The organism is Nocardioides korecus (genome assembly GCF_054778395.1).
This window is the reverse complement of sequence record NZ_BAAGZO010000004.1, coordinates 292,735-311,147: the sequence shown is the minus strand read 5'-3', so window position 1 is coordinate 311,147 and position 18,413 is coordinate 292,735. Positions and strand designations below refer to the sequence as shown.

The 18,413-nt window shown below is 75.1% G+C and carries 24 protein-coding genes; 16 read left to right on the top strand and 8 right to left on the bottom strand.

Annotated elements, in window-relative coordinates; genetic code table 11:
- Window positions 1–8 precede the first annotated feature (8 nt).
- Window positions 9–890, bottom strand: coding sequence for a GNAT family N-acetyltransferase (locus ACYVDA_RS10015; RefSeq protein ID WP_460817837.1), 882 nt, complete (start codon window positions 888–890; stop codon window positions 9–11).
- Window positions 891–969: 79 nt separating this feature from the next.
- Here ACYVDA_RS10015 and ACYVDA_RS10010 point away from each other — a divergent pair, with 79 nt between their 5' ends.
- Window positions 970–1,383, top strand: coding sequence for a DUF3054 domain-containing protein (locus ACYVDA_RS10010; RefSeq protein WP_460817835.1), 414 nt, complete (start codon window positions 970–972; stop codon window positions 1,381–1,383).
- On the opposite strand, the gene ACYVDA_RS10005 is transcribed toward ACYVDA_RS10010, so the two are convergent.
- Entirely contained in the window at window positions 1,353–1,493 is a 141-nt protein-coding gene (locus ACYVDA_RS10005) for a hypothetical protein (protein WP_460818179.1), read from the bottom strand. The genes ACYVDA_RS10010 and ACYVDA_RS10005 overlap by 31 nt on opposite strands.
- Here ACYVDA_RS10005 and ACYVDA_RS10000 point away from each other — a divergent pair.
- The 6 genes from ACYVDA_RS10000 (at window position 1,437) to ACYVDA_RS09975 (ending at window position 6,152) form a co-directional block, all read left to right on the top strand.
- Entirely contained in the window at window positions 1,437–2,147 is a 711-nt protein-coding gene (locus ACYVDA_RS10000) for a zinc-binding dehydrogenase (protein ID WP_460818160.1), read from the top strand. The genes ACYVDA_RS10005 and ACYVDA_RS10000 overlap by 57 nt on opposite strands.
- 144 nt (window positions 2,148–2,291) lie before the next feature.
- Window positions 2,292–2,852, top strand: a complete 561-nt coding sequence (locus ACYVDA_RS09995) for a dihydrofolate reductase family protein (RefSeq protein ID WP_460817833.1) — start codon at window positions 2,292–2,294, stop codon at window positions 2,850–2,852.
- A gap of 125 nt (window positions 2,853–2,977) precedes the next feature.
- The gene (locus ACYVDA_RS09990; protein ID WP_460817831.1) at window positions 2,978–3,706 is read left to right on the top strand and encodes an EamA family transporter; all 729 of its coding nucleotides are present in this window, start codon (window positions 2,978–2,980) and stop codon (window positions 3,704–3,706) included.
- A gap of 61 nt (window positions 3,707–3,767) precedes the next feature.
- Window positions 3,768–4,778 carry an NAD-dependent epimerase/dehydratase family protein gene (locus ACYVDA_RS09985; RefSeq protein WP_460817829.1) on the top strand — a complete coding sequence of 337 codons (1,011 nt, stop codon included), beginning with the start codon at window positions 3,768–3,770 and terminating at the stop codon, window positions 4,776–4,778.
- Between the two features lie 60 nt (window positions 4,779–4,838).
- A complete protein-coding gene (locus ACYVDA_RS09980; protein ID WP_460817827.1) occupies window positions 4,839–5,585 on the top strand; it encodes an alpha/beta fold hydrolase in 747 nt (248 codons plus the stop codon).
- 69 nt (window positions 5,586–5,654) lie between these two features.
- Window positions 5,655–6,152, top strand: coding sequence for a hypothetical protein (locus ACYVDA_RS09975; protein WP_460817824.1), 498 nt, complete (start codon window positions 5,655–5,657; stop codon window positions 6,150–6,152).
- 37 nt (window positions 6,153–6,189) lie between these two features.
- On the opposite strand, the gene ACYVDA_RS09970 is transcribed toward ACYVDA_RS09975, so the two are convergent.
- Entirely contained in the window at window positions 6,190–6,726 is a 537-nt protein-coding gene (locus tag ACYVDA_RS09970; protein ID WP_460817823.1) for an SRPBCC domain-containing protein, read from the bottom strand.
- Between the two features lie 50 nt (window positions 6,727–6,776).
- Here ACYVDA_RS09970 and ACYVDA_RS09965 point away from each other — a divergent pair, with 50 nt between their 5' ends.
- The 3 genes from ACYVDA_RS09965 (at window position 6,777) to ACYVDA_RS09955 (ending at window position 8,347) form a co-directional block, all read left to right on the top strand.
- On the top strand, window positions 6,777–7,118 hold the full coding sequence (locus ACYVDA_RS09965; protein ID WP_460817821.1) for a DUF1801 domain-containing protein: 342 nt from the start codon (window positions 6,777–6,779) through the stop codon (window positions 7,116–7,118).
- Between the two features lie 70 nt (window positions 7,119–7,188).
- Window positions 7,189–8,049 carry a sigma-70 family RNA polymerase sigma factor gene (locus ACYVDA_RS09960; RefSeq protein WP_460817819.1) on the top strand — a complete coding sequence of 287 codons (861 nt, stop codon included), beginning with the start codon at window positions 7,189–7,191 and terminating at the stop codon, window positions 8,047–8,049.
- Between the two features lie 70 nt (window positions 8,050–8,119).
- Entirely contained in the window at window positions 8,120–8,347 is a 228-nt protein-coding gene (locus ACYVDA_RS09955) for a hypothetical protein (RefSeq protein ID WP_460818159.1), read from the top strand.
- An 18-nt stretch (window positions 8,348–8,365) separates the two neighbouring features.
- On the opposite strand, the gene ACYVDA_RS09950 is transcribed toward ACYVDA_RS09955, so the two are convergent.
- On the bottom strand, window positions 8,366–9,739 hold the full coding sequence (locus ACYVDA_RS09950) for a sensor histidine kinase (protein ID WP_460817817.1): 1,374 nt from the start codon (window positions 9,737–9,739) through the stop codon (window positions 8,366–8,368).
- A complete protein-coding gene (locus ACYVDA_RS09945; protein WP_460817815.1) occupies window positions 9,736–10,392 on the bottom strand; it encodes a response regulator transcription factor in 657 nt (218 codons plus the stop codon). The genes ACYVDA_RS09950 and ACYVDA_RS09945 overlap by 4 nt, the downstream gene beginning before the upstream one ends.
- An 82-nt stretch (window positions 10,393–10,474) precedes the next feature.
- Between ACYVDA_RS09945 and ACYVDA_RS09940 the strand changes: the two genes are divergently transcribed.
- The 5 genes from ACYVDA_RS09940 (at window position 10,475) to ACYVDA_RS09920 (ending at window position 15,046) form a co-directional block, all read left to right on the top strand.
- A complete protein-coding gene (locus ACYVDA_RS09940) occupies window positions 10,475–11,704 on the top strand; it encodes a LolA family protein (protein WP_460817813.1) in 1,230 nt (409 codons plus the stop codon).
- Window positions 11,701–12,699: an ABC transporter ATP-binding protein gene (locus ACYVDA_RS09935; protein ID WP_460817811.1), complete on the top strand. Its 999-nt coding sequence runs from the start codon at window positions 11,701–11,703 to the stop codon at window positions 12,697–12,699. The genes ACYVDA_RS09940 and ACYVDA_RS09935 overlap by 4 nt, the downstream gene beginning before the upstream one ends.
- Window positions 12,686–13,567 carry an ABC transporter permease gene (locus tag ACYVDA_RS09930; protein ID WP_460817809.1) on the top strand — a complete coding sequence of 294 codons (882 nt, stop codon included), beginning with the start codon at window positions 12,686–12,688 and terminating at the stop codon, window positions 13,565–13,567. The genes ACYVDA_RS09935 and ACYVDA_RS09930 overlap by 14 nt, the downstream gene beginning before the upstream one ends.
- Before the next feature lie 82 nt (window positions 13,568–13,649).
- The gene (locus tag ACYVDA_RS09925) at window positions 13,650–14,273 is read left to right on the top strand and encodes a DedA family protein (protein ID WP_460817807.1); all 624 of its coding nucleotides are present in this window, start codon (window positions 13,650–13,652) and stop codon (window positions 14,271–14,273) included.
- Entirely contained in the window at window positions 14,270–15,046 is a 777-nt protein-coding gene (locus ACYVDA_RS09920; RefSeq protein WP_460817805.1) for a hypothetical protein, read from the top strand. Before ACYVDA_RS09925 ends, ACYVDA_RS09920 begins: the two co-directional genes overlap by 4 nt.
- A 273-nt stretch (window positions 15,047–15,319) precedes the next feature.
- On the opposite strand, the gene ACYVDA_RS09915 is transcribed toward ACYVDA_RS09920, so the two are convergent.
- From ACYVDA_RS09915 to ACYVDA_RS09905, 3 genes are all read right to left on the bottom strand, one after another.
- A complete protein-coding gene (locus tag ACYVDA_RS09915) occupies window positions 15,320–15,685 on the bottom strand; it encodes a UBP-type zinc finger domain-containing protein (protein WP_460817803.1) in 366 nt (121 codons plus the stop codon).
- Window positions 15,686–15,845: 160 nt separating this feature from the next.
- Window positions 15,846–16,187 (bottom strand): hypothetical protein, encoded by a 342-nt coding sequence (locus ACYVDA_RS09910; protein ID WP_460817801.1) that lies wholly within the window; start codon window positions 16,185–16,187, stop codon window positions 15,846–15,848.
- Between the two features lie 58 nt (window positions 16,188–16,245).
- Window positions 16,246–16,965: a FadR/GntR family transcriptional regulator gene (locus tag ACYVDA_RS09905; protein WP_460817799.1), complete on the bottom strand. Its 720-nt coding sequence runs from the start codon at window positions 16,963–16,965 to the stop codon at window positions 16,246–16,248.
- A gap of 107 nt (window positions 16,966–17,072) precedes the next feature.
- Between ACYVDA_RS09905 and ACYVDA_RS09900 the strand changes: the two genes are divergently transcribed.
- Window positions 17,073–18,410 (top strand): SLC13 family permease, encoded by a 1,338-nt coding sequence (locus tag ACYVDA_RS09900; protein ID WP_460817797.1) that lies wholly within the window; start codon window positions 17,073–17,075, stop codon window positions 18,408–18,410.
- The last annotated feature ends 3 nt before the right edge of the window (window positions 18,411–18,413 follow it).

The window sequence follows — 18,413 nt, the reverse complement described above, 5'->3', positions numbered from 1 at the left end:
GGGTGATCCTAGGTGGAGGGCGGCGGGGTCGGTCGGGCCCGGTCGAACCGCTCGGGCAGCCGCTCGAAGCCGGCCGCGGCGTACGTCGCGACCGCGCCGACGTTGGCGCTCGGCGTGCACACCAGGGCCTGGGTGGCGCCCAGCCCGCGCAGTGCCGCGGCCGCCGCCAGGCAGGCCGCGCGACCGTGGCCGTGCCCGCGGTGGTCGGCGTGCACGCCCATCGGCTCGAGCAGGCCGGGCCGACCCGGCCCCGCCGACCAGACCGTCACCCCGGCCACGGGTCGGCCGCGGTCGTCGTGGACGAGCAGCGCCCGCGCGTCGGCGTACGCCGGGCCGGCGGCCATCGTCGCCCACATCTGCTCGGTCAGGCGCGAGCCGGTGAAGGCCGACCGGTGCACGCCGACGTACGCCGCCACCTCGGCCGGCCCGACCACCTCGACCCGCAGGCCGGGCTCGGGCACGGGGTCGGCCAGGTCGTGTCGCAGCGGTGTCCATGCCTCGCCGACCCGCCAGCCCGCCTCGAGCAGCAGGTCGACGACCAGGGAGCCGGTGGGCGACTCGACCGCCACCTCACCCTCCGGCGCGACCCCCCGGTCGGGCCGGACCAGGTCCGCGACGACCCGCTCGCCGAGCGACGCGTCGCGGGCCGCGCCGGGCGAGGTGGTGAGCCGCACGATCCCGGGACCGTCCAGGAACGCAAGGGCCTCGACCCGGCCCGCCCGGCTCCAGGTGCGCAGCGCGGCGGCCGTGTCCGCGGCACCGTGCCGCCAGGTCCAGCCCAGGTCGCCGGGGTGCAGCTGCAGCGGGGCGGCGTCGTGCTGCCAGCCGCCCAGGACGCGGAGGAGACCCGCCAGGTCCTCGACGCGCGGGGTCGCCAGCTCGAGGTCCACGCGCGCCATCACACACCCGCGGACCCGTCCGGTGCACCCGGTTTCCACCGGGGTGGGCGGCGCCTGGGACCCTGGGGAGGTGAACCGCCGCGCCTGGATCCTCCCGCTGCTCCTCGACCTCGTCTGCGTGCTCGTCTTCGCGGTCGCCGGCAAGGGGTCGCACGAGGCGGGCAGGTCGGAGTGGGTCGTGCTCCTGATCGTGTGGCCGTTCGCGGTCGGCGTCCTCGCCGCCCACGCCGTGCTGCTCGCCCGCGGCCGGTCGGTGCGCCCGGTGCGGCCCGCGGGTGTCGCGGTGCTGGCGACGACGTACGTCCTGGGGATGGTGCTGCGGGTGGTGTCGGGGCGCGGGATCGCCGTCGGCTTCCTGGTCGTGGCCGCGGTCTTCCTGGCCGTGACGATGTTGGGCTGGCGGGCGGTCGCGGACCTCGTGGACCGCCGGGGCGCGCGGTCGGGCTCCCGGTCTCAGGTCGGGACCGACAACCCCGCGAGGTAGGTGTCGAGCAGCCGCAGGCAGATCGCCTCCCAGCCCGGGTCGTCGCGGCCCGGCTGAGCGAGCGTCGCGCCGAGCCAGGCGACGTCCCAGACGTCGACCTCGCGTCGCACGGTGTCAACGCCGGCATCCGCGGCGGGTGGCTCCAGGGCCCCTTCCCGGTCTCGCTGCCCCACACGCCCGGCGCCGATGTCGCGGGCACGGTCGCGGCCCTCGGTGACGGGGTCACCTCGGTGGAGGTCGGCCAGCAGGTCGTCGGCTTCCTGTCGATGGCCCCGGACGGTGTGGCCGCCGAGCTCGTCCTCGCCCCGGCCGACGTGCTGGCGCCCGCCCCCTCGGGCGTCCCGCTGATCGACGCCGCGAGCCCCCGCCACGCCGACCGCGTCCGGCGACTCGGGGCCGACGAGGTCGTCGACCACACCAGCACCTCCCTCCCCGAGGCCGTGACCGGGCCCGTCGACGTGGTCCTCGACCTGGCGCCCACGGACAGCGCAACATTGACCGCGCTGGCCGGGCTCGTGCGCCCCGGCGGCGTCCTGGTCAACACGGTCGTGGCGGTCGAGCCGCCGTCGGTCGAGGGCGTGCGCGGCGCGAACGTGTTCGTCCGCAGCGACGCCGACCAGCTCACCCACCTGGTCGCCCTGGTCGACTCCGGGGACCTGCGGGTCGAGGTGGCCGACCGGGTCCCGCTGGCCGACCTCGCCGTGGTCCACGCCCGCGCCGACGCCGGCACCCTGGGTGGCAAGACCGTCGTGGCGGTCGGCTGAGGCGCGGTCCGGTCGGGCCGGCGTACGTCGGCGTACGGCCGGAGGTTGTCGGGCAGAAGGTGACCTTGTCGGCCGAACGTTCAGCCGAAGAGGTGACGTTTCCCCGGCTAGCCGGGGAAACGTCACGTGGCAGGATCACCAGGCATGGCCACGATCCGCGCACACGAGTTCATCTCTCTCGACGGCGTCTTCGAGTCGCCCAGCTGGACGATGGAGGTGGGGTTCGATCCGGCGATGGGCGAGACGATCGGGTCGCTGACCGGTGACGCCGACGCGATCCTGCTGGGCCGGACGACCTACGAGATGTTCGCGCCCGCCTGGCGCGAGCGCACCCCCGAGCAGGACCCCGGCGCGCCCTTCTTCAACGAGACCGAGAAGTTCGTCGTCGGGGCGGAGGAGCCGGGCGAGGACTGGGGGCCGACCACGCGCCTCGGGGCGTACGACGCCGTCGCCCTGCGCGAGTGGAAGGACTCCCGCGACGGGGCGGCGTACGTCTCCGGCAGCGGGCGCCTGGTCCGCGGTCTGATCGCCGACGGGCTGCTCGACGAGCTGCACCTGTTCGTCTACCCGCTCGTCCTGGGGTCCGGGGACCAGTTGTTCGGCGAGGAGCGGGCCCGGCTCGACGTGATCGCCACCGACGTCTACGACAACGGCGTCGTGCACCTGGCCCTGGCGCCCCGGGCGCCGGTCGGCGACGAGGGCTGACCACGCACGCCTCCGTCGGCCCGACCGTCGTCGGCGCCGTCCTGCTGGCCGCGGTCCTGCACGCGGTCTGGAACGCCCTGGCCCACGCGATCACCGACCGGCTGGTCGGCTTCGCACTGATCGGGGTGGCGGTCACGCTCGGGTCGGTGCCGCTGGTGCTGGCCTCGCCGCTGCCCGACCGCGCGGCCTGGCCGTTCCTGCTCGGGTCGGTCGCGCTGCACGTCGCCTACAACCTGTTCCTGATGCGGTCCTACCGGCTGGGGGAGTTCGGGCAGGTCTACCCCGTCGCACGAGGGACGTCGCCCTGGCTGGTCGCGCTCGCCGGGTTCGTCCTCCTGGGGGAGGACCTCGCGCCGGTCCGCGTCGCCGGCGTCCTGGTGATCTCGCTCGGGCTCGTCAGCCTGGTCCTGGTCGGGGGCGTCCCGACCCGAGCGGCTCGGCCGGCCCTGGTCGCGGCCGTGCTGACGGGGGTGACCATCGCGGCGTACACCACCCTCGACGGCGTCGGGGTGCGCGGCGCGGGGTCGGTCACGGCGTACACGGGCTGGCTGTTCCTGCTGCAGGGACCCGCGATGCCGGTCGTGGCCGTGCTCACGCGCGGACGGGCGGTCTGGGGCCAGGTCCGGCCCCACCTCGTGCTGGGGCTGCTGGGCGGGGTGCTGTCGCTGGCGGCGTACGGGCTGGTGCTCTGGGCCCAGACGCGCGGCGCGCTCGCCCCCGTCGCCGCGCTGCGCGAGACCAGCGTGATCGTCGGCGCGGTCATCGGGGCCGTCGTGTTCGGCGAGCGGTTCGGGCCGTGGCGGGTGGCCGCGACCGTGCTCGTCGCCGTGGGCGTCGTCCTGGTCACGCTCTGAGCCGACGACCGCGGAGGATCGGGGCCGCGTGGTGGAGGCGCGCGATCGCTACGGTGTCCCGATGAGCGAGCCGAGCGAGCCCCGCGGACTGACCGTCGCCGTCACCGGCCCGACCGGTACCTTCGGGCTGGCCCTGGCCCGGCTCCTGGAGGCCGACGACGCGGTCACCCGCGTGGTCGGGATCGCCCGGCGTCCCTTCGACCCGGCCGCGCGCGGCTGGACCAAGATGGAGTACCGCCAGGGCGACGTGCGCGATCCCGAGGCCCTGGCCGCGGCGTTCGAGGGCGTCGACGTCGTGGTCCACCTGGCCTTCCTGATCATCGGCGGGAGCAAGCAGGTCACCCGCGCGATCAACGTCGAGGGCACCCTCAACGTGTTCCGTGCGGCCGCCGAGGCGGGCGCGTCCCGGTTCGTCTACGCCTCCTCCGTGGCGGCGTACGGCTTCCACCGGGACAACCCGGTCGGGATGGAGGAGGACTGGCCGGTGCGGCCCGCGGACCGGCTGTTCTACGCCCAGGAGAAGGCCGAGCTCGAGCACCTGCTGGCCGCGGAGGGCGAGGAGCACCCGCAGCTGGCGACCTACCTGCTGCGGCCGCCGATCGTCCTGGGGCCCGACGCGGTCGGGGGCAAGGGCGGCGTGCCGGAGGTGCTGCAGCCCCTCGTGCGCGCCCTGGGCGTCGGGTTGCGTCGGCTGCCGGCCCTGCCGGTCCTCGCAGCAGACCTGCCCGTGCAGCTGATCCACCAGGACGACGTCGCGGAGGCGCTGCGGCTGTGCGTGGTCGGGGCCGGTCCGCCCGGCGCCTACAACATCGCCGCGGACGACGTCGTGACCGGTGTCGACGTGGTCCGCGAGCTCGGGCTCCGTCCGGTGCGCGTCCCGGCCGCGCCGGTGGCCGCGGCCGCCAGGTTCGCCGCCCGGCTGCCGTTCCTGCCCGCGCAGGCGCAGTGGGTGGAGGCCCTGAGCCAGCCCTCGATCATGGACACCTCCAAGGCGCGCACCGAGCTCGGGTGGTCGCCGCGCCACAGTGCTCTCGACTGCCTGCGGGCCACGCTGCCCGACCGCGAGGCCTGAGGGCGGGGAGGGCCGTCCGGGCGGGCAGCGGGCCGCGTGCGAGGCACTACCGTCACCGTCGTGTCCCGACCACGCGTGCTGCTCGTGCACGGCCTCCTGGCCGGGCCGGGCACCTGGTGGCGCGTCGGGCCCGAGCTCGAGGCCCGCGGCTGGCAGGTGGAGCGCGCGACGCTGCCGGGTCACGGCGGTCGACCCCTGGGGGCGGTCGGTGCGGTGGCCGACCTGGCCGACGACGTGGCCGAGCGGCACCCGGGCGGACCGGCCCTGGTCGTCGGGCACTCGATGGGGGCGGTGGTGGCCCTGGAGCTCGCCGCTCGCCACCCGGCGTACGCCGTGGGGGTGGTGCTGGAGGACCCGCCCGGGCCCGGCCGCACCCGCCGCTCCCGGCAGGACGCCGAGGAGCGGACCCGCGAGGACGTCGTGGCGCTGGAGGACCCGCACGCCGCGATCACCGAGCTGCTCCACGGCCACCCGACGTGGACCCGTCGCGACGCCCGCTCGGTGGTCGAGGGACGACTGGGGACGGCGTCGGGGGTGGCGGCGTTCGCCGCGCGCCACCTCGCGTGGGACCTGCCGGCGCGGGTCGCCGCCTGCCCGGTCCCCGTGGGGTTGGTGGCCGCCTCGGGGCGCTACTCGGCCCTCGGCGAGCCCGACCGGGCGCTCCTGCTCCGGACCCTCCCCGGTGCGGCCGTGACCGAGGTGGTGGCCGGCCACCACGTGCACCTCGACGCGCCGGCAGCCTGGGTCGACGCCGTCGACTCCTTCGGCCTCGGGCTGGGGTGGAGTGCGTCTACCGTGTGGCCGTGATCGAGGCGCGGGACGAGCCTCCGAGCCCCGTGCGGGTGCGGGTGCTCGCGCCCCGGGAACCCGAGCGACATGCAGCTCGCGACCCCCGGCGCCGCCCAGGCGGGCGTCGGCGCCGCCCTGGGTGAGCTGCATGTCGCTCGGGTCGCCGCCGGCGCTCAGCTGGCCTTCGGCGGGGGGCGGGTGGAACCGTCGGGCCGGCCGCCGCGTCCCAGGACCGTGCGTGCACGCCAGCTGCTCCTCGTCCCCCTGCTGGGCCCGGGCCTGCTCGGGTGCGGGGCCGTCGGGGAGACGTCCTCGGACGGCGACTGCGTGAGCAGCTACCAGGTGGTCGCGGACGCGCGCTCCTGGCCGGCCCTGCAGCGCGCGGTCCTGGCGTCGTCGGACTGGGGCGAGGTGGAGGCGGTGCGCACGCAGGACCAGGGTGTCGACGTCGGGGTGGGGGACCAGGAGGCCGTCCGCGTGATCGACCTGCTGGATCGTCAGGGCGGTCGTCTCGCCCAGGCCGAGGTGTGGCGGACCGCGTCGGGCGGGTGGCGCGCCGGCGTGTGGGGCCAGTGCACCGACTAGCCGCCGCCCGGGTTGCCCGAGCCGCTCGGGCCGGCCGTCAGCCGGAGGTCACCGGCTGCCCCTGGTAGGACGGGAACAGCTCGGCGAACCGGGCTCGCGGGTCGCAGCGGCCCTGCCCGGCGAGGTGGGCGGCGAGGTCCTCGAGGTGGATCTGGTCGCCCGCGGCGTACGCCGGGAGGTCGGTCACCGGCATGCCGCGGTCCTCGAGCACGACGGTGGTGTGGTCCCCGTCGGGCAGCAGGGTCACCTCGACGACACCCTCGGGCTGGTCCTCGGAGCTGGTGCGCAGCAGCAGCCGCCGTTGCGGCTCGCACGCGTCGAGCCGGCAGGTGCCCTCCCACCCGCTGGCCGCCCAGTGGCCGCGGAACTCCCCGCCCGCCCGGAGGTCGCCCTCGACGGTGCCCAGCCAGCCGGCCAGGTGCTCGCGGTCGCTCAGCGCGCGCCAGACGTCGTCGACGTCGGCGGCCACACGGTCCTCGAGACGGACGGCACCGGAGCCGCCGCGGTCGAGGAGCACCCCCAGGAGGCGTGGCGACTGGTCGGTCCCGTCTGTCCCGTCTGCGTGGTCGGTCATGGCGTCCTCTCCGGAGGTGTCGTGGTCCGGCGGCGAGTAGGGTCCCCGCCGTGAGCGAGGACTGGAGAACCGCGCGGGTCGAGCGGCTGCGCACCCTGATCATGTCCGCCGACGACGCCATGGTCGAGGAGCGGAAGTGGCGGAAACCCACCAACCCCGACGGCGTCCCCACGTTCTCCTGCGACGGGCTGGTCTGCACGCTCGAGACCTACAAGGACAAGGTCAAGCTCACCTTCGCCCAGGGCGCCTCGGTCGAGGACCCGACCGGCATCTTCAACGCGAGCATGGACGCCGGCACCCGGCGCGCGGTCGACCTCCGCGAGTCCGACGAGCTCGACGAGGACGCCTTCGTGGCGCTGGTGCGGGCAGCGGTGGGCCGCAACCGGACCTGATCCCGGCCGGTGCGTCACACCTCGGCCGCCCCGCACGTCGAGTGGGGTGAACGGGGAGAGGGGAGACGACGTGGACGAGACCGAGCAGCTCGACCAGGCCGGTCAGGTCGACGCGTTCGAGGCCGAGCGCCCGCGGCTGGTCGGCCTGGCCGCCCGGGTCCTGGGCGACCACGCGGAGGCCGAGGACGTCGTGCAGCAGGCGTGGCTGCGCCTGCACGGCACCGACGCGGTCGTGGAGAACCTCCCGGCCTGGCTGACGACCGTCACCACCCGGCTCTGCCTGGACCGCCTCCGAGCCCGTACGCCGGTGCCGGTCGCCCAGGTGGACCCCGGCGGGCACGGGCCGGACCCGGCCGACGACGTGGTCCTGGCCGACACGGTGGGCCTGGCGCTGCACGTCGTCCTGGACCGGCTGGGCCCGCGCGAACGGGTGGCGTTCGTGCTGCACGACAGCTTCGGCTTCGCCTTCCCCACGATCGCCGAGCTGCTCGACACCACCCCGGCGGCCGCGCGCAAGCTCGCCTCGCGGGCCCGCGCCAAGGTGGCCCAGCCGGCGTCGGAGGACCGGCTGGCCGACTGGGAGGTGGTCGACGCCTTCATGGCGGCCGCCCGCGACGGCGACCTGCGCCGGCTGCTGGAGCTGCTCGCGCCCGACGCCGTCGTCGGTGCCGACGCCGCGGCGCTCGCCGCCGGCACGCCCGGCAGCCTCGAGGGCCGCGACGCGGTCGCCGCCTTCTTCGACGGCAGCGCCAGGGCCGCCCTGCCCGTGCTGGTCGAGGGCCGACCGGGGTCGGCGTGGTTCCACCGCGGGGAGGCGCGCGTGGTCTTCGACTTCACCGTCACCGACGGGGTCGTCCACGCGATCACGTTCCGGGCCGACCCCACCCTCCTGCCCCACGTCGTACGCCGACGGGCCGGCGTCCCCGGCTGAGGCGTCACACCCGACCCGACCCGATCGTCACCAGGGGAGCACACCCACCAGGAGGAACCACGTGAAGACCATGACCTGCCAGGACCTCGGCGGCCCCTGCGACCTCGCCCACCACGGCGACAGCGCGGACGCCGTGATCAAGGCTCAGGACCGCCACCTCAAGGACGCCGAGAAGGCCGGCGACGCGACCCACCAGGAGGCGCGCGACGCCATGAAGGGCCGCTGGCGCCACCCGAGGCAGTCGATGGGTTGGTACAAGGGCGTGAAGGAGTCCTTCGCGGCCCTGCCCGAGGACTGAGCGGCCGCCGGAGCGACCTCAGCCCGCCGGCAGCCGGACCGTGAACGCGGCCCCGCCGCCGGGGGCCTCGTCGACCGCCACCGATCCGCCGAGGCCCTCGAGGAGCTGGCGCGCGATCGCCAGGCCGAGGCCGCTGCCGCCGGCGTCGCGGTCCCGGGCCTCGTCGAGCCGGGTGAAGCGCTCGAAGACGCGGTCGCGGTCGGCGGCGGGCACGCCGTGGCCGTCGTCGAGCACGCTCACCGAGACGCCCCCGGCTCCGGGTGCGGCCTCCAGGCGGACGGTGACCCGCGACGTCGCGTGGCGCACCGCGTTGGTGACCAGGTTGTCGACGGCCCGGACGAGGTGCTCGGGGCGTGCGAGCGGCACCGCGGCGACGGGGGCCGCGTCGAGCAGCACCGGCACCCGGGCGTGCTCGAAGCGGGAGACCACGCCGCCCAGCAGGTCCGCCAGGTCGACCGAGGTGGGCGCAGGACCGACGACGCCGGCGTGGTCGTCGAGCCGGGCCAGGACCAGCAGGTCCTCGACCAGGTGGCTCATCCGAGCCACCTCCTCGACCAGGTCCGGGACCACCTCGGGAGCCTCCCCGCGGCGCTCGGCCACCTCGAGCTGCGTGCGCATCGAGGCCAGCGGGCTGCGCAGCTCGTGGGCCGCGTCGGCGACGAAGCTGCGCTGCCGCTCGCGCGACCCCGTGAGCCGGTCGAGCATGGAGTTCAGCGTCGTCGCCAGCGCCCGGAGCTCGTCGCGCGAGGGCGGCACCGGGAGCCGCTCGCGCCCGCCGGCGCCGGAGATCTCGTCGGCGGCGGCGCGCAGCGACTCCACCGGTCGCAGGGCCGCCCCCACGACCCGCCACGCGATCAGCGCGAGCACCAGCAGCAGCAGCGGGTACGTCGCCAGCAGCGTCGCGCCGAGGACGTGCTGGGCGTGCGCCACGTCGTCGGCGGCCTGGGCGACCAGGACGGTCCGGCCGGGGGAGGCCCCGGTCACCCGCACGGCGCTGACCCGCAGCGTGCCGCTGGTGCCGATCCGCGACCCCGGCACCGTCACCGGCGAGGCCACCGCCTCCTCCACCTCGCGCGCCGAGAGCAGCGTGGTGAGCCGGTCGGCGTTGGTCGAGGCGCTGACCACCCGTCCGCGCGCGTCGAGCACCTGCACGACCTGGTTGCCGGTCACCGGGATCGGCTCGGGGAGCCGGCCGTCGCGGACCAGCTGGACCACGTCGTCGGCGGTCGCCGCGGCCGAGGAGTCGAGGGCACGCGCGCCGGCCACGCCCAGGACGGCGTACAGCGCCAGGGACCCCAGGGCCAGCGCGACCGCGACCCCGACGGTCCCGAGTGCGACCAGGCGCCCGCGCAGGGTCAGGCGCCGCCAGGGTCCGACCCCCTCGCCGCTCACGTCGCCAACCGGTAGCCGACCCCGCGGACGGTCTCGACCAGCTGACGACCCAGCTTGCGCCGCAGGTAGCCGACGTAGACCTCGACCACGTTGGGGCTGGTGCGGTCCGCGTCGTCCCACACCTGGTCCAGGATCTCGGTCTTGGTGATGACCACTCCGGGCCGGCGCAGCAGGAGCTCGAGCAGCTCGAACTCGCGCGGGGTCAGCGCGACCGCCTCGCCCGCGACGGTCACCTCGTGGGTGGCGGGGTCCAGGCGCACGTCGCCGGCCTCGAGGACGGCCGGCCGCGGGCTCGGCGTACGCCGCACCAGGGAGCGCAGGTGGGCCAGCAGGACGACGTAGGAGAACGGCTTGGTCAGGTAGTCGTCGGCGCCGAGGTCGAGGCCGTCGGCCTGGTCGTGCTCGCCGTCCTTGGCCGAGAGCATCAGCACGGGGACCCAGTTCTCCTCGGCCCGCAGCGTGCGGACGACGTCGTACCCCGACAGTCGCGGCAGCATCACGTCGAGCACCACCACGTCGAAGTCGCCGTGCCGGGCCGACTCCAGCCCGTCGACCCCGTCGGAGGCCACCACCACGCTGAACCCGTCGTCCCCGAGGCCGCGGGCCAGGGCGCGCGCCAGCCGGGGCTCGTCCTCGACCAGCAGCAGGCGCACGCCGCCCACCCTGGCACGGGTCCGCTGAGCGGCCGCACAGGTTCTCAGCATCCCCACAGGGGGCGCGAGGCACGATGGGGTCATGAGCACCGCGTCCACCCCTCCCGGCAGCACCCCGTCGTCCTCCTCGACCTCCGCGACCGCCACCTCGTCCGGGCGCCGCCGCCCGCTCGTGCGCTGGCTGGTGCCCGCGACCGTGGCCGTCGTCCTGGCCGGCGGTGGCTCGGCGATCGGGCTGATCCAGGCCAGTGCCGGTGAGCGCCTCGCGCCCCGCACGGCCGCCCAGCTGCTCGTCGACGTGCAGAAGGCCCAGATCGGTGGGCTCTCCGGCACGGTCGTCCAGGACGCCGAGCTGGGCCTGCCCAGCCTCCCCGGCCTCGGCGGCGGCAGCGGCAGCTCGGACCTCAGCTCGCTGGTCTCCGGCTCGCACACCCTGCGGGTGTGGTCCTCGGGGACGCAGAAGTCCCGCGTCTCCCTGATGGGCTCCCTCGGAGAGTCCGACGTCGTCCGCAACGGGCGGACCGTCTGGGTCTGGTCCAGCAAGGCCAAGACCGCCACCCGCTACACCCTCCCCGCGCACCGCACCTCGCAGCGCACGCCGGCCGACACCACGGTCACCCCGCAGCAGGCGGCCGAGTCGGCCCTGAAGGCCCTCACGCCCAGCACGAAGGTCGCCACCGACGGCACCGCCACCGTGGCCGGACGACGCGCCTACGAGCTGGTCCTGGAGCCCAAGCAGGCCGGCTCCCTGGTCGGGTCCGTGCGGATCGCCGTCGACGGCGCCACCCGCGTGCCGCTGCGGGTCCAGGTCTTCGCCCGCGGCGCGAACGACCCGGCGTTCCAGGTCGGCTTCACCTCCTTCGACCCCACCGCCCCGGCGGCCTCGGTCTTCGCCTTCAACCCGCCGCCCGGCACCAAGGTGACGACCAAGGCCCCCGGCACCACCGAGAAGAAGTCCGCGCCGCAGAAGCCCCGGGCCGGGGCGAAGGCCGACGAGCCGGTCGTCAGCGGCACCGGCTGGGCCACCGTGGTCGTCGGCAAGGTCCCGGCCCAGGCCGTGGCCGGGATGCTGTCCGGCGCCGCGCGCGGTGACGCCAAGGGCTCCGGTCAGGGCGAGTCGCAGAGGTCCGGCTCCGGGAGCGCGAGCAGCCTGGCCGGCGTCCTCGCCGCCCTGCCGAAGGTCAGCGGTGACTGGGGCTCGGGCCGGGTCCTGCGCGGCACGTTGTTCTCGGCGGTGCTCAGCGACGACGGCCGCGTCGCCGTCGGTGCCGTGTCCCCCGAGACGCTGTACGCCGCCCTGGCCCGCCGATGACGGCTGCTGCGTCGACCGTGGCCGACAGCCCGGGGGTGAGGGACGAGCCGCTCGGACCGGACGCGCCGGCGCCCGCCGTCCGGACCTCCGGGCTGACCAAGCGCTTCGGCACCCAGCTGGCCGTCGACGGGATCGACCTGCTGGTGCCGCGCGGCGCCGTCTACGGCTTCCTGGGGCCCAACGGCTCAGGCAAGACCACCACGATCCGGATGCTGCTGGGGCTGGTGAACCCGACCGCCGGTGACATCCACGTCCTGGGCGAGCCGGTCCCGGCCCGGTCCGGCGACGTGCTCTCCCGGGTCGGCGCGCTGGTCGAGGGGCCGGCGTTCCACCCCTACCTGTCGGGTCGCGACAACCTGGCCCGGCTCGACGCCGCCGACCTCACCACCTCGGGCCGCACCTCGCGGGCCCGGATCGAGGCGGCCCTGGAGCGGGTCGGACTGCTGCCGGCGGCGTCCAAGCGCTACCGCGCCTACTCCCTGGGCATGCGTCAGCGCCTGGCCATCGCCGGCGCGCTGATGCGCCCGCGCGACCTGCTCGTCCTCGACGAGCCCACCAACGGCCTCGACCCCCAGGGCACCCGCGAGATCCGCTCGCTGGTCGCGGCGGTCGCCGCGGAGCGCACCACCGTGCTGATCTCGAGCCACCTGCTCTCCGAGGTCGAGCAGATGTGCACCCACCTCGGCGTCATGCACGCCGGTCACCTGCTCCGCCAGGGCACGGTCGCGGAGGTCCGCGGCGACGCGGCCCCCTTCGCCGTCGTCGACTGCGACCGACCCGCGGTCGCGGCCGAGGCGATGCGCGCGCTCGGCCTGTCCGAGGTCGCCACCGCCGACGGCACGGCCACCGGACGGCTGGGCGACGTGGCCGCGTCCGAGGTGGTCGCCGCATGCGTGCACCGCGGCCTGGCCGTCACCGGGTTCCGGGTCGAGACGCCGTCGCTGGAGGACGTGTTCGTCTCCCTCACAGGAAGTGGTTTCGATGTCAGCGGCTGAGGCCCCCGCCCGTCCCACGCCCGCTCCGAGCGGGTCCGCCGACCGGCCCGCGCGGGTCTCGACCCGGTTCCTGCGCTCGGAGGTGCGGCTGGTCTTCCGCCGCCGCCGCAACCAGGGCGCCCTGGTGGTGCTCGCGCTGGTGCCGATCCTGATCGCCTTCGCGGTCAAGGTCTCGAGCCCCGGCCGCGGTGGCGACGGGCCCGAGTTCTTCGACTCCATCACCCAGAACGGCCTCTTCGTCGCGCTGGCCGCCCTCGGCATCGAGCTCGGGCTGTTCCTGCCGCTCGCGGTCTCGACCATCGCCGGCGACGCGGTGGCCGGCGAGGCCAACCTCGGCACGCTGCGCTACCTGCTGACCGTGCCCGTCCGGCGGGCCCGGCTGCTCGCGGTGAAGTACGCCGTGATCGTGGTGTTCGCCTTCGCGGGCGCCTTCACCGTCGCGATCACCGGCGTGCTGGTGGGGCTGGCGCTGTTCGGCGGCGGCGACCTGACCCTGCTCTCGGGCACCCAGATCTCCTTCGCCGAGGGCCTGCTGCGGATCGCGGCCAGCGCGGCGTACCTCGCGCTGTGCCTCTCGGCCCTGGGCGCGGTCGGGCTGTTCGTCTCGACCCTGACCGAGCAGCCGATCGCCGCGACCATCACCACCGTGCTGTTCAGCACGGCCAGCTTCATCCTCGACTCGATCCCGCAGGTCTCCTGGATCCACCCGTTCCTGCTCACCCACCACTGGATGGCCTTCGGCGACCTGCTGCGCGACCCGATCGCGTGGGGCGGGGTGGCGCAGGGTCTGTACTCGACCCTGGCCTACGTCGTCGTCTTCTGGCTCGCCGCGTGGGCGCGCTTCGGGGTCAAGGACGTCACCAGCTGACCGGTCCGGCTCGTCGTCACCCGGCCGTCAGGCGGGACGGGCAGGATGGGGTGATGCGCCCCACCCCGTCTGCGTCCACCCCGTGAGCGGGCTGATCGAGAGCTTCCTGTCGTCCGTGCCGGCGTGGGTGGTCTACGTCGCCGTGTTCGGCTTCCCGTTCGCCGAGGCGGCGGTGCTCCTGGGCTTCGTGCTGCCGGGCGAGGCCGCGGTGGTCTTCGGCGGGGTCCTGGCCGGTCGTGGCGGCGCCAGCCTCGTGGTCGTGCTGGTGCTCGCGATCGCCGGGGCGATCCTCGGCGACAGCGTCGGCTACCTCGTCGGACGTCGGTACGGCGAGCGCATCCAGGACACCCGGCTGGGCCGCAAGGTCGGTCAGGAGCGCTGGCAGAAGGCCGAGGACTTCCTGCGGCGCCGCGGGCCGGTCGCCGTCTTCGTCGGCCGCTTCACCGCGCTGCTGCGGGCGATGGTGCCCGGTGCCGCGGGCATGGCGAGGATGCACTACCGCCGGTTCCTGGTCTTCAACGTCCTGGGCGGCCTGGTCTGGGCCTCGGCCTGCGTGCTCGGGGGATGGGCCCTGGGCTCGGTGATCAGCACCTACATCTCCGACGTCAGCTACGTCGTGATCGGGCTGCTGGTCGTGCTCGTCGTGGTGCACGTGGTGAAGTCGCGCCGCGCCCACGCGCAGGACGGTGGCGGCGCCTCCTCGTGAGCGCGGGCGGGGGCGGCCCGACCTCCACGCTGGTCGCCACGGCCAACGTGCAGTGCGACCTCGGCCGGGGGGCGGCGGCCACGGCCCTGGCGGCCGTGCTCGCGGAGGAGCCCGACCTCGTGGGGCTCCAGGAGTGGTCGCCCGCGCGGACGACGGTGCTGCGACGCACCGGCCGGGTGGTGCCGGTGCCGTGGCGCGGGAGTCGGCTCGACCACGGGTGGGTCTGGTGCGCGCCGCTGGTCGGCGGTTGCGTCACGGGCGCCCGCGCCGATCGCTTCCTCCTGGTGGGCTGCCGGCAGTGGGTGCTCAGCCTCCCCGCCCGCTCCGACCGCGGCACCCAGCCACTGGAGCCCGGACGGGTCGCCACGGTGTCGCTGTGGCAGGACCGCGCCACGCCCCGGACCGTCGCGCTGGTGAGCCAGCACCTGGTCTCCGGCGTGCAGCGGGGCGGCCGCTACCGCGACGACCGACCCGGGCTGGTCGAGCGGCACCGGCGCGAGACCCGGCGGTTGCAGGTGCTCGTGGACCGGCTCGCGGCGCGCGGCCACACGGCGTACGTCGTGGGGGACAGCAACCTGCACGGCTTCGCGCTCCGGGGGCTGACCTCGGCCTGGGACGGGCGGAAGGACCACCCCGGCACGCTCGGGCCGCGCCGGGTCGACGACGTCCTGGGCCCGGGCCGCGCGAGCGACGTACGGCTGGTCACGACCGGCTCGGACCACCGGGCCGTGCTCGCCCGACGTCCCGATCAGCCCGGTCGCGCGCCGGCCTGACGGCCGGGAGCGAGAAGTTCCCGAGGTCGCCGGGCGACCGTCAGGCTGCTGTCAGCGGGCCGGGAGCAGAGTTCCATCTCGAGGACGTCCCCCCACGGTCGTCCTCCTGGCGGACCCGAGACCGCCGGGCGCGGCGTCTGACGCCGTGCCACCCCAGGGAGGCCTGAGCCCCCTTCCTGGACCTGTGCCCGCCACCCATCCCCCCGGGTGGCGGGCACTTCGGGTCTCCGGGCCCTCGGGCGTCGCAACGCCCCGGGGCGACCGCTCAGGCCGTCACCGGTGCAGGTGCTCGGTCCAGTCCTCCGGGAGCCGGTCGGCGGGGCCCGGGGAGTCCTGGTCCACGGGTCGGGACTCGGGCCCGACGAGCTCGGGACCGTCGAAGGGGCGACCGGTCTCGTAGTCGTAGAACCAGTCCTCGCCCGGCTCGAAGCTGCGGATCACCTGGTGGCCGGTGCTCGTCGCGTGCGCCGTCGCGTGCTGGTCCGGCGAGGTGTCGCAGCACCCGACGTGCCCACAGGTGGCGCAGCGGCGCAGGTGCACCCACCACCCCGGTGGCTGGGCGGCGTCGCAGTCGGCGCACCCGGTGCCGCTCGGCGGTGCCGTGACGTCGATCGTGGCGATGGTGTCGTCGGTGACCATGGTGTGCCCCGTCCCTGTTCCGTGCGTGCCCCGTCCCCCGGGGCTCACCTGCGGTTACCCCGGCGGAGGCCGGGTCAATCGCCCGGCGTCCCGCGGGCTGGGCAGGACGGGCAGGACGGGGTCCCGGCGCGGCCGACGGTGGCCGTCGCCGGTGGCCGCGTCACCAGCCGGAGGTGGTCCCGCAGGTCAGGCGCATCAGGCGCAGCTCGTCGCGCAGCGCGTAGGGCACCGGCCGGTTCTGGGCGACCAGGCAGTCGGCGTACGCCTGCAGCGCCTCGAGGCACTCGACCCGCGCCCGCGCGTCGTGCAGGGTGTTGGGCTTGCTGCAGCGGAGGTCGGCCAGGGCCACCCGGGCCTCCTCGAGCCGGGTCCACAGCACGCGGGCCTGGGCGAAGGCCGGGCCGCCGTTGACGCTCGTCGCGCCGCTCGACCGGGGGGCCGGCAGAGCACCCAGGCCGGTCGCCGGGCTCGTGGGTGCGGGTGATCCGTGCAGAACCGTCATGACGCAGCCTCTCGACCGGCCCGACGGGCAAGGCGCCTGTCTGCACCGGAGGGTGAGCCTAACCCTGCGAGGGCCTCAGCAGGGCGACATCGCTGACCATCACCACGTGGGCGTGCATCGCCTGCGAGGCGCCCGCGGGGTCGCGGGCCCGGATCTGCTCGGCGATCACCCGGTGCCCCGCCAGGGAGGACCGGGGACGCTCGGGCTGGGAGAGCGACTCGAGCCGGGTCTCGCGCACCAGCTCGGAGATCTCGGCCATCAACCTCGCCAGCAGGGGCGAGTGCGCGGCGGCGGTGACGGCGGCGTGGAAGCGCTCGTCCCCCTCGACCCCGCGCCCCCCGGCCTCGACGTCGGCGGCCATCGCCTCGAGCGCCTCGTCGATGCGCGCCAGGTCCTCGGTCGTGCGGCGAGCGGCGGCCAGCGCCGCCAGCTTGGTCTCCAGGGCGTCGCGGGTGTCGATGATCTCCGGGAGCCGGTCGGCGTGGGCCCGGATGGACTCCACGATGCGTCCCGTGGTGGTGGCCGTCGAGGTCACGATCGTGCCGTCGCCGTGGCGGACCGCGACGACGCCGACCACCTCGAGGGCCACCAGGGCCTGGCTCAGCGTCGCGCGACTCACGCCCAGCCGGGCGGCGAGCTCGCGCTCCGGGGGGATCCGGTCGCCGGGACCCAGTCCGTTGTCGGTGATCCAGGCGGTGATCTGCTCCGCGACCTGCTCGTAGAGGCGCGTGCGGGTGAGCCGGGCCGGCAGCTCACGACCCGAGGACGGGGAAGTCATGAGGGCCACTCTATTGACACCTGGCCTGTTGGGCTATTGGCTAGGCCACTGATCCACAAGGTGAGCCGAGTCACAGGGCCGGGCCTCCTCGGGAAGGGACGTGGGACATGGGAGCCGAATGGGTGGCGATCCTCGCGCTGGTGGCGTTGTTCGTCATCGGCACGCTGCTGCCGATCAACATGGGGGCGCTGGCGTACGTCGCGGCCTGGCTGGTCGGGATGTACGCGCTCGACCTCGACGAGAAGACGATCCTGGGGGGCGTCAGCGGTGACCTGATCCTGACGCTGATCGGGGTGACCTACCTGTTCGCGATCGCGCGCAACAACGGCACCGTCGACCTGATCGTCCGCAGCGCGGTCCGCGCCGTGGGCGGGCGGGTGGCCCTGATCCCGTGGGTGATGTTCTTCGTGACCGCCCTGCTGACCGCCATCGGCGCGGCCAGCCCGGCGGCCTGCGCGATCATCGGCCCGATCGCGCTGGGGTTCGCCGGTCGCTACCGGATCAGCCCGCTGATGATGGGCATGATGGTCGTCCACGGCGCCCAGGCCGGTGGCTTCTCCCCGATCAGCATCTACGGCACCATCACCAACTCGGTGATGGAGGGGGCGGGCCTGCCCTCCAGCGAGATCGCGGTCTTCCTGACCAGCCTGGTCGTCAACTTCGTCCTGGCGCTGGTGCTCTTCCTGGTCCTCGGGGGCCGGTCGCTGATGAGCCGCCGGCTCGAGCACGAGGACCCCTCGACGCTGTCGGGCGAGATGTCGGAGGAGCTGCACCGCGGCGGGGCCACCATCCCGCAGCGCGGCTACGGCACGTCGACCGCGACGGGGACGAGGACCGCGGACCCCGGCGTGCGCCACGACCAGGTGCTCACGCTGGTCGCCTTCGTCGCGGTGGCCGTGATCTCGCTGGCCTTCGACAAGAACATCGGCTTCGTGGCGATCACCGCCGCCGTCGTCTTGAACATGCTGGCCCCGAACCAGCACAAGGAGGCCGTCAAGCAGATCGCCTGGCCGACCGTCCTCCTGGTCGCCGGCGTGAGCACCTACGCGACCGTGCTGACCACGGCCAAGGCGCCGGAGTTCGTCGGCACCTGGGCCGCCGGTCTGGGCGCGGCCGCGATCGGCGCGCTGATCCTCTGCTACGTCGGCGGCGTGGTCTCGGCCTTCGCCTCCTCCACCGCGCTGCTGCCCGTGATCATCCCGATCGCGGTGCCGCTGATCTCCGACGGCGGCATCAACGCGGCCCTGTTCGTCGCGGCGTTGGCGGTGTCGTCCACCATCGTCGACGTGAGTCCCTTCTCGACCAACGGTGCGCTGATGCTGGCCAACCGGCCCGACACGGTCGAGGAGTCCGTCTACTACAAGCAGATCCTGACCTACGGCGTGCTCGTCACCCTGGTCGGACCGCTCCTCGTGTGGGCAGCCCTCGTGCTGCCGGGATGGTGAACC

Excerpts from the sequence above, each read along its gene's own strand:
- ACYVDA_RS09995 (WP_460817833.1), top strand. The coding sequence starts at position 2,292 with ATGGCCACGATCCGCGCACACGAGTTCATCTCTCTCGACGGCGTCTTC.
- ACYVDA_RS09985 (WP_460817829.1), top strand. The coding sequence starts at position 3,768 with ATGAGCGAGCCGAGCGAGCCCCGCGGACTGACCGTCGCCGTCACCGGC.
- ACYVDA_RS09975 (WP_460817824.1), top strand. The coding sequence starts at position 5,655 with ATGCAGCTCGCGACCCCCGGCGCCGCCCAGGCGGGCGTCGGCGCCGCC.
- ACYVDA_RS09970 (WP_460817823.1), bottom strand. The coding sequence starts at position 6,726 with ATGACCGACCACGCAGACGGGACAGACGGGACCGACCAGTCGCCACGC.
- ACYVDA_RS09955 (WP_460818159.1), top strand. The coding sequence starts at position 8,120 with ATGACCTGCCAGGACCTCGGCGGCCCCTGCGACCTCGCCCACCACGGC.
- ACYVDA_RS09940 (WP_460817813.1), top strand. The coding sequence starts at position 10,475 with ATGAGCACCGCGTCCACCCCTCCCGGCAGCACCCCGTCGTCCTCCTCG.
- ACYVDA_RS09935 (WP_460817811.1), top strand. The coding sequence starts at position 11,701 with ATGACGGCTGCTGCGTCGACCGTGGCCGACAGCCCGGGGGTGAGGGAC.
- ACYVDA_RS09930 (WP_460817809.1), top strand. The coding sequence starts at position 12,686 with ATGTCAGCGGCTGAGGCCCCCGCCCGTCCCACGCCCGCTCCGAGCGGG.
- ACYVDA_RS09915 (WP_460817803.1), bottom strand. The coding sequence starts at position 15,685 with ATGGTCACCGACGACACCATCGCCACGATCGACGTCACGGCACCGCCG.
- ACYVDA_RS09910 (WP_460817801.1), bottom strand. The coding sequence starts at position 16,187 with ATGACGGTTCTGCACGGATCACCCGCACCCACGAGCCCGGCGACCGGC.
- ACYVDA_RS09905 (WP_460817799.1), bottom strand. The coding sequence starts at position 16,965 with ATGACTTCCCCGTCCTCGGGTCGTGAGCTGCCGGCCCGGCTCACCCGC.
- ACYVDA_RS09900 (WP_460817797.1), top strand. The coding sequence starts at position 17,073 with ATGGGAGCCGAATGGGTGGCGATCCTCGCGCTGGTGGCGTTGTTCGTC.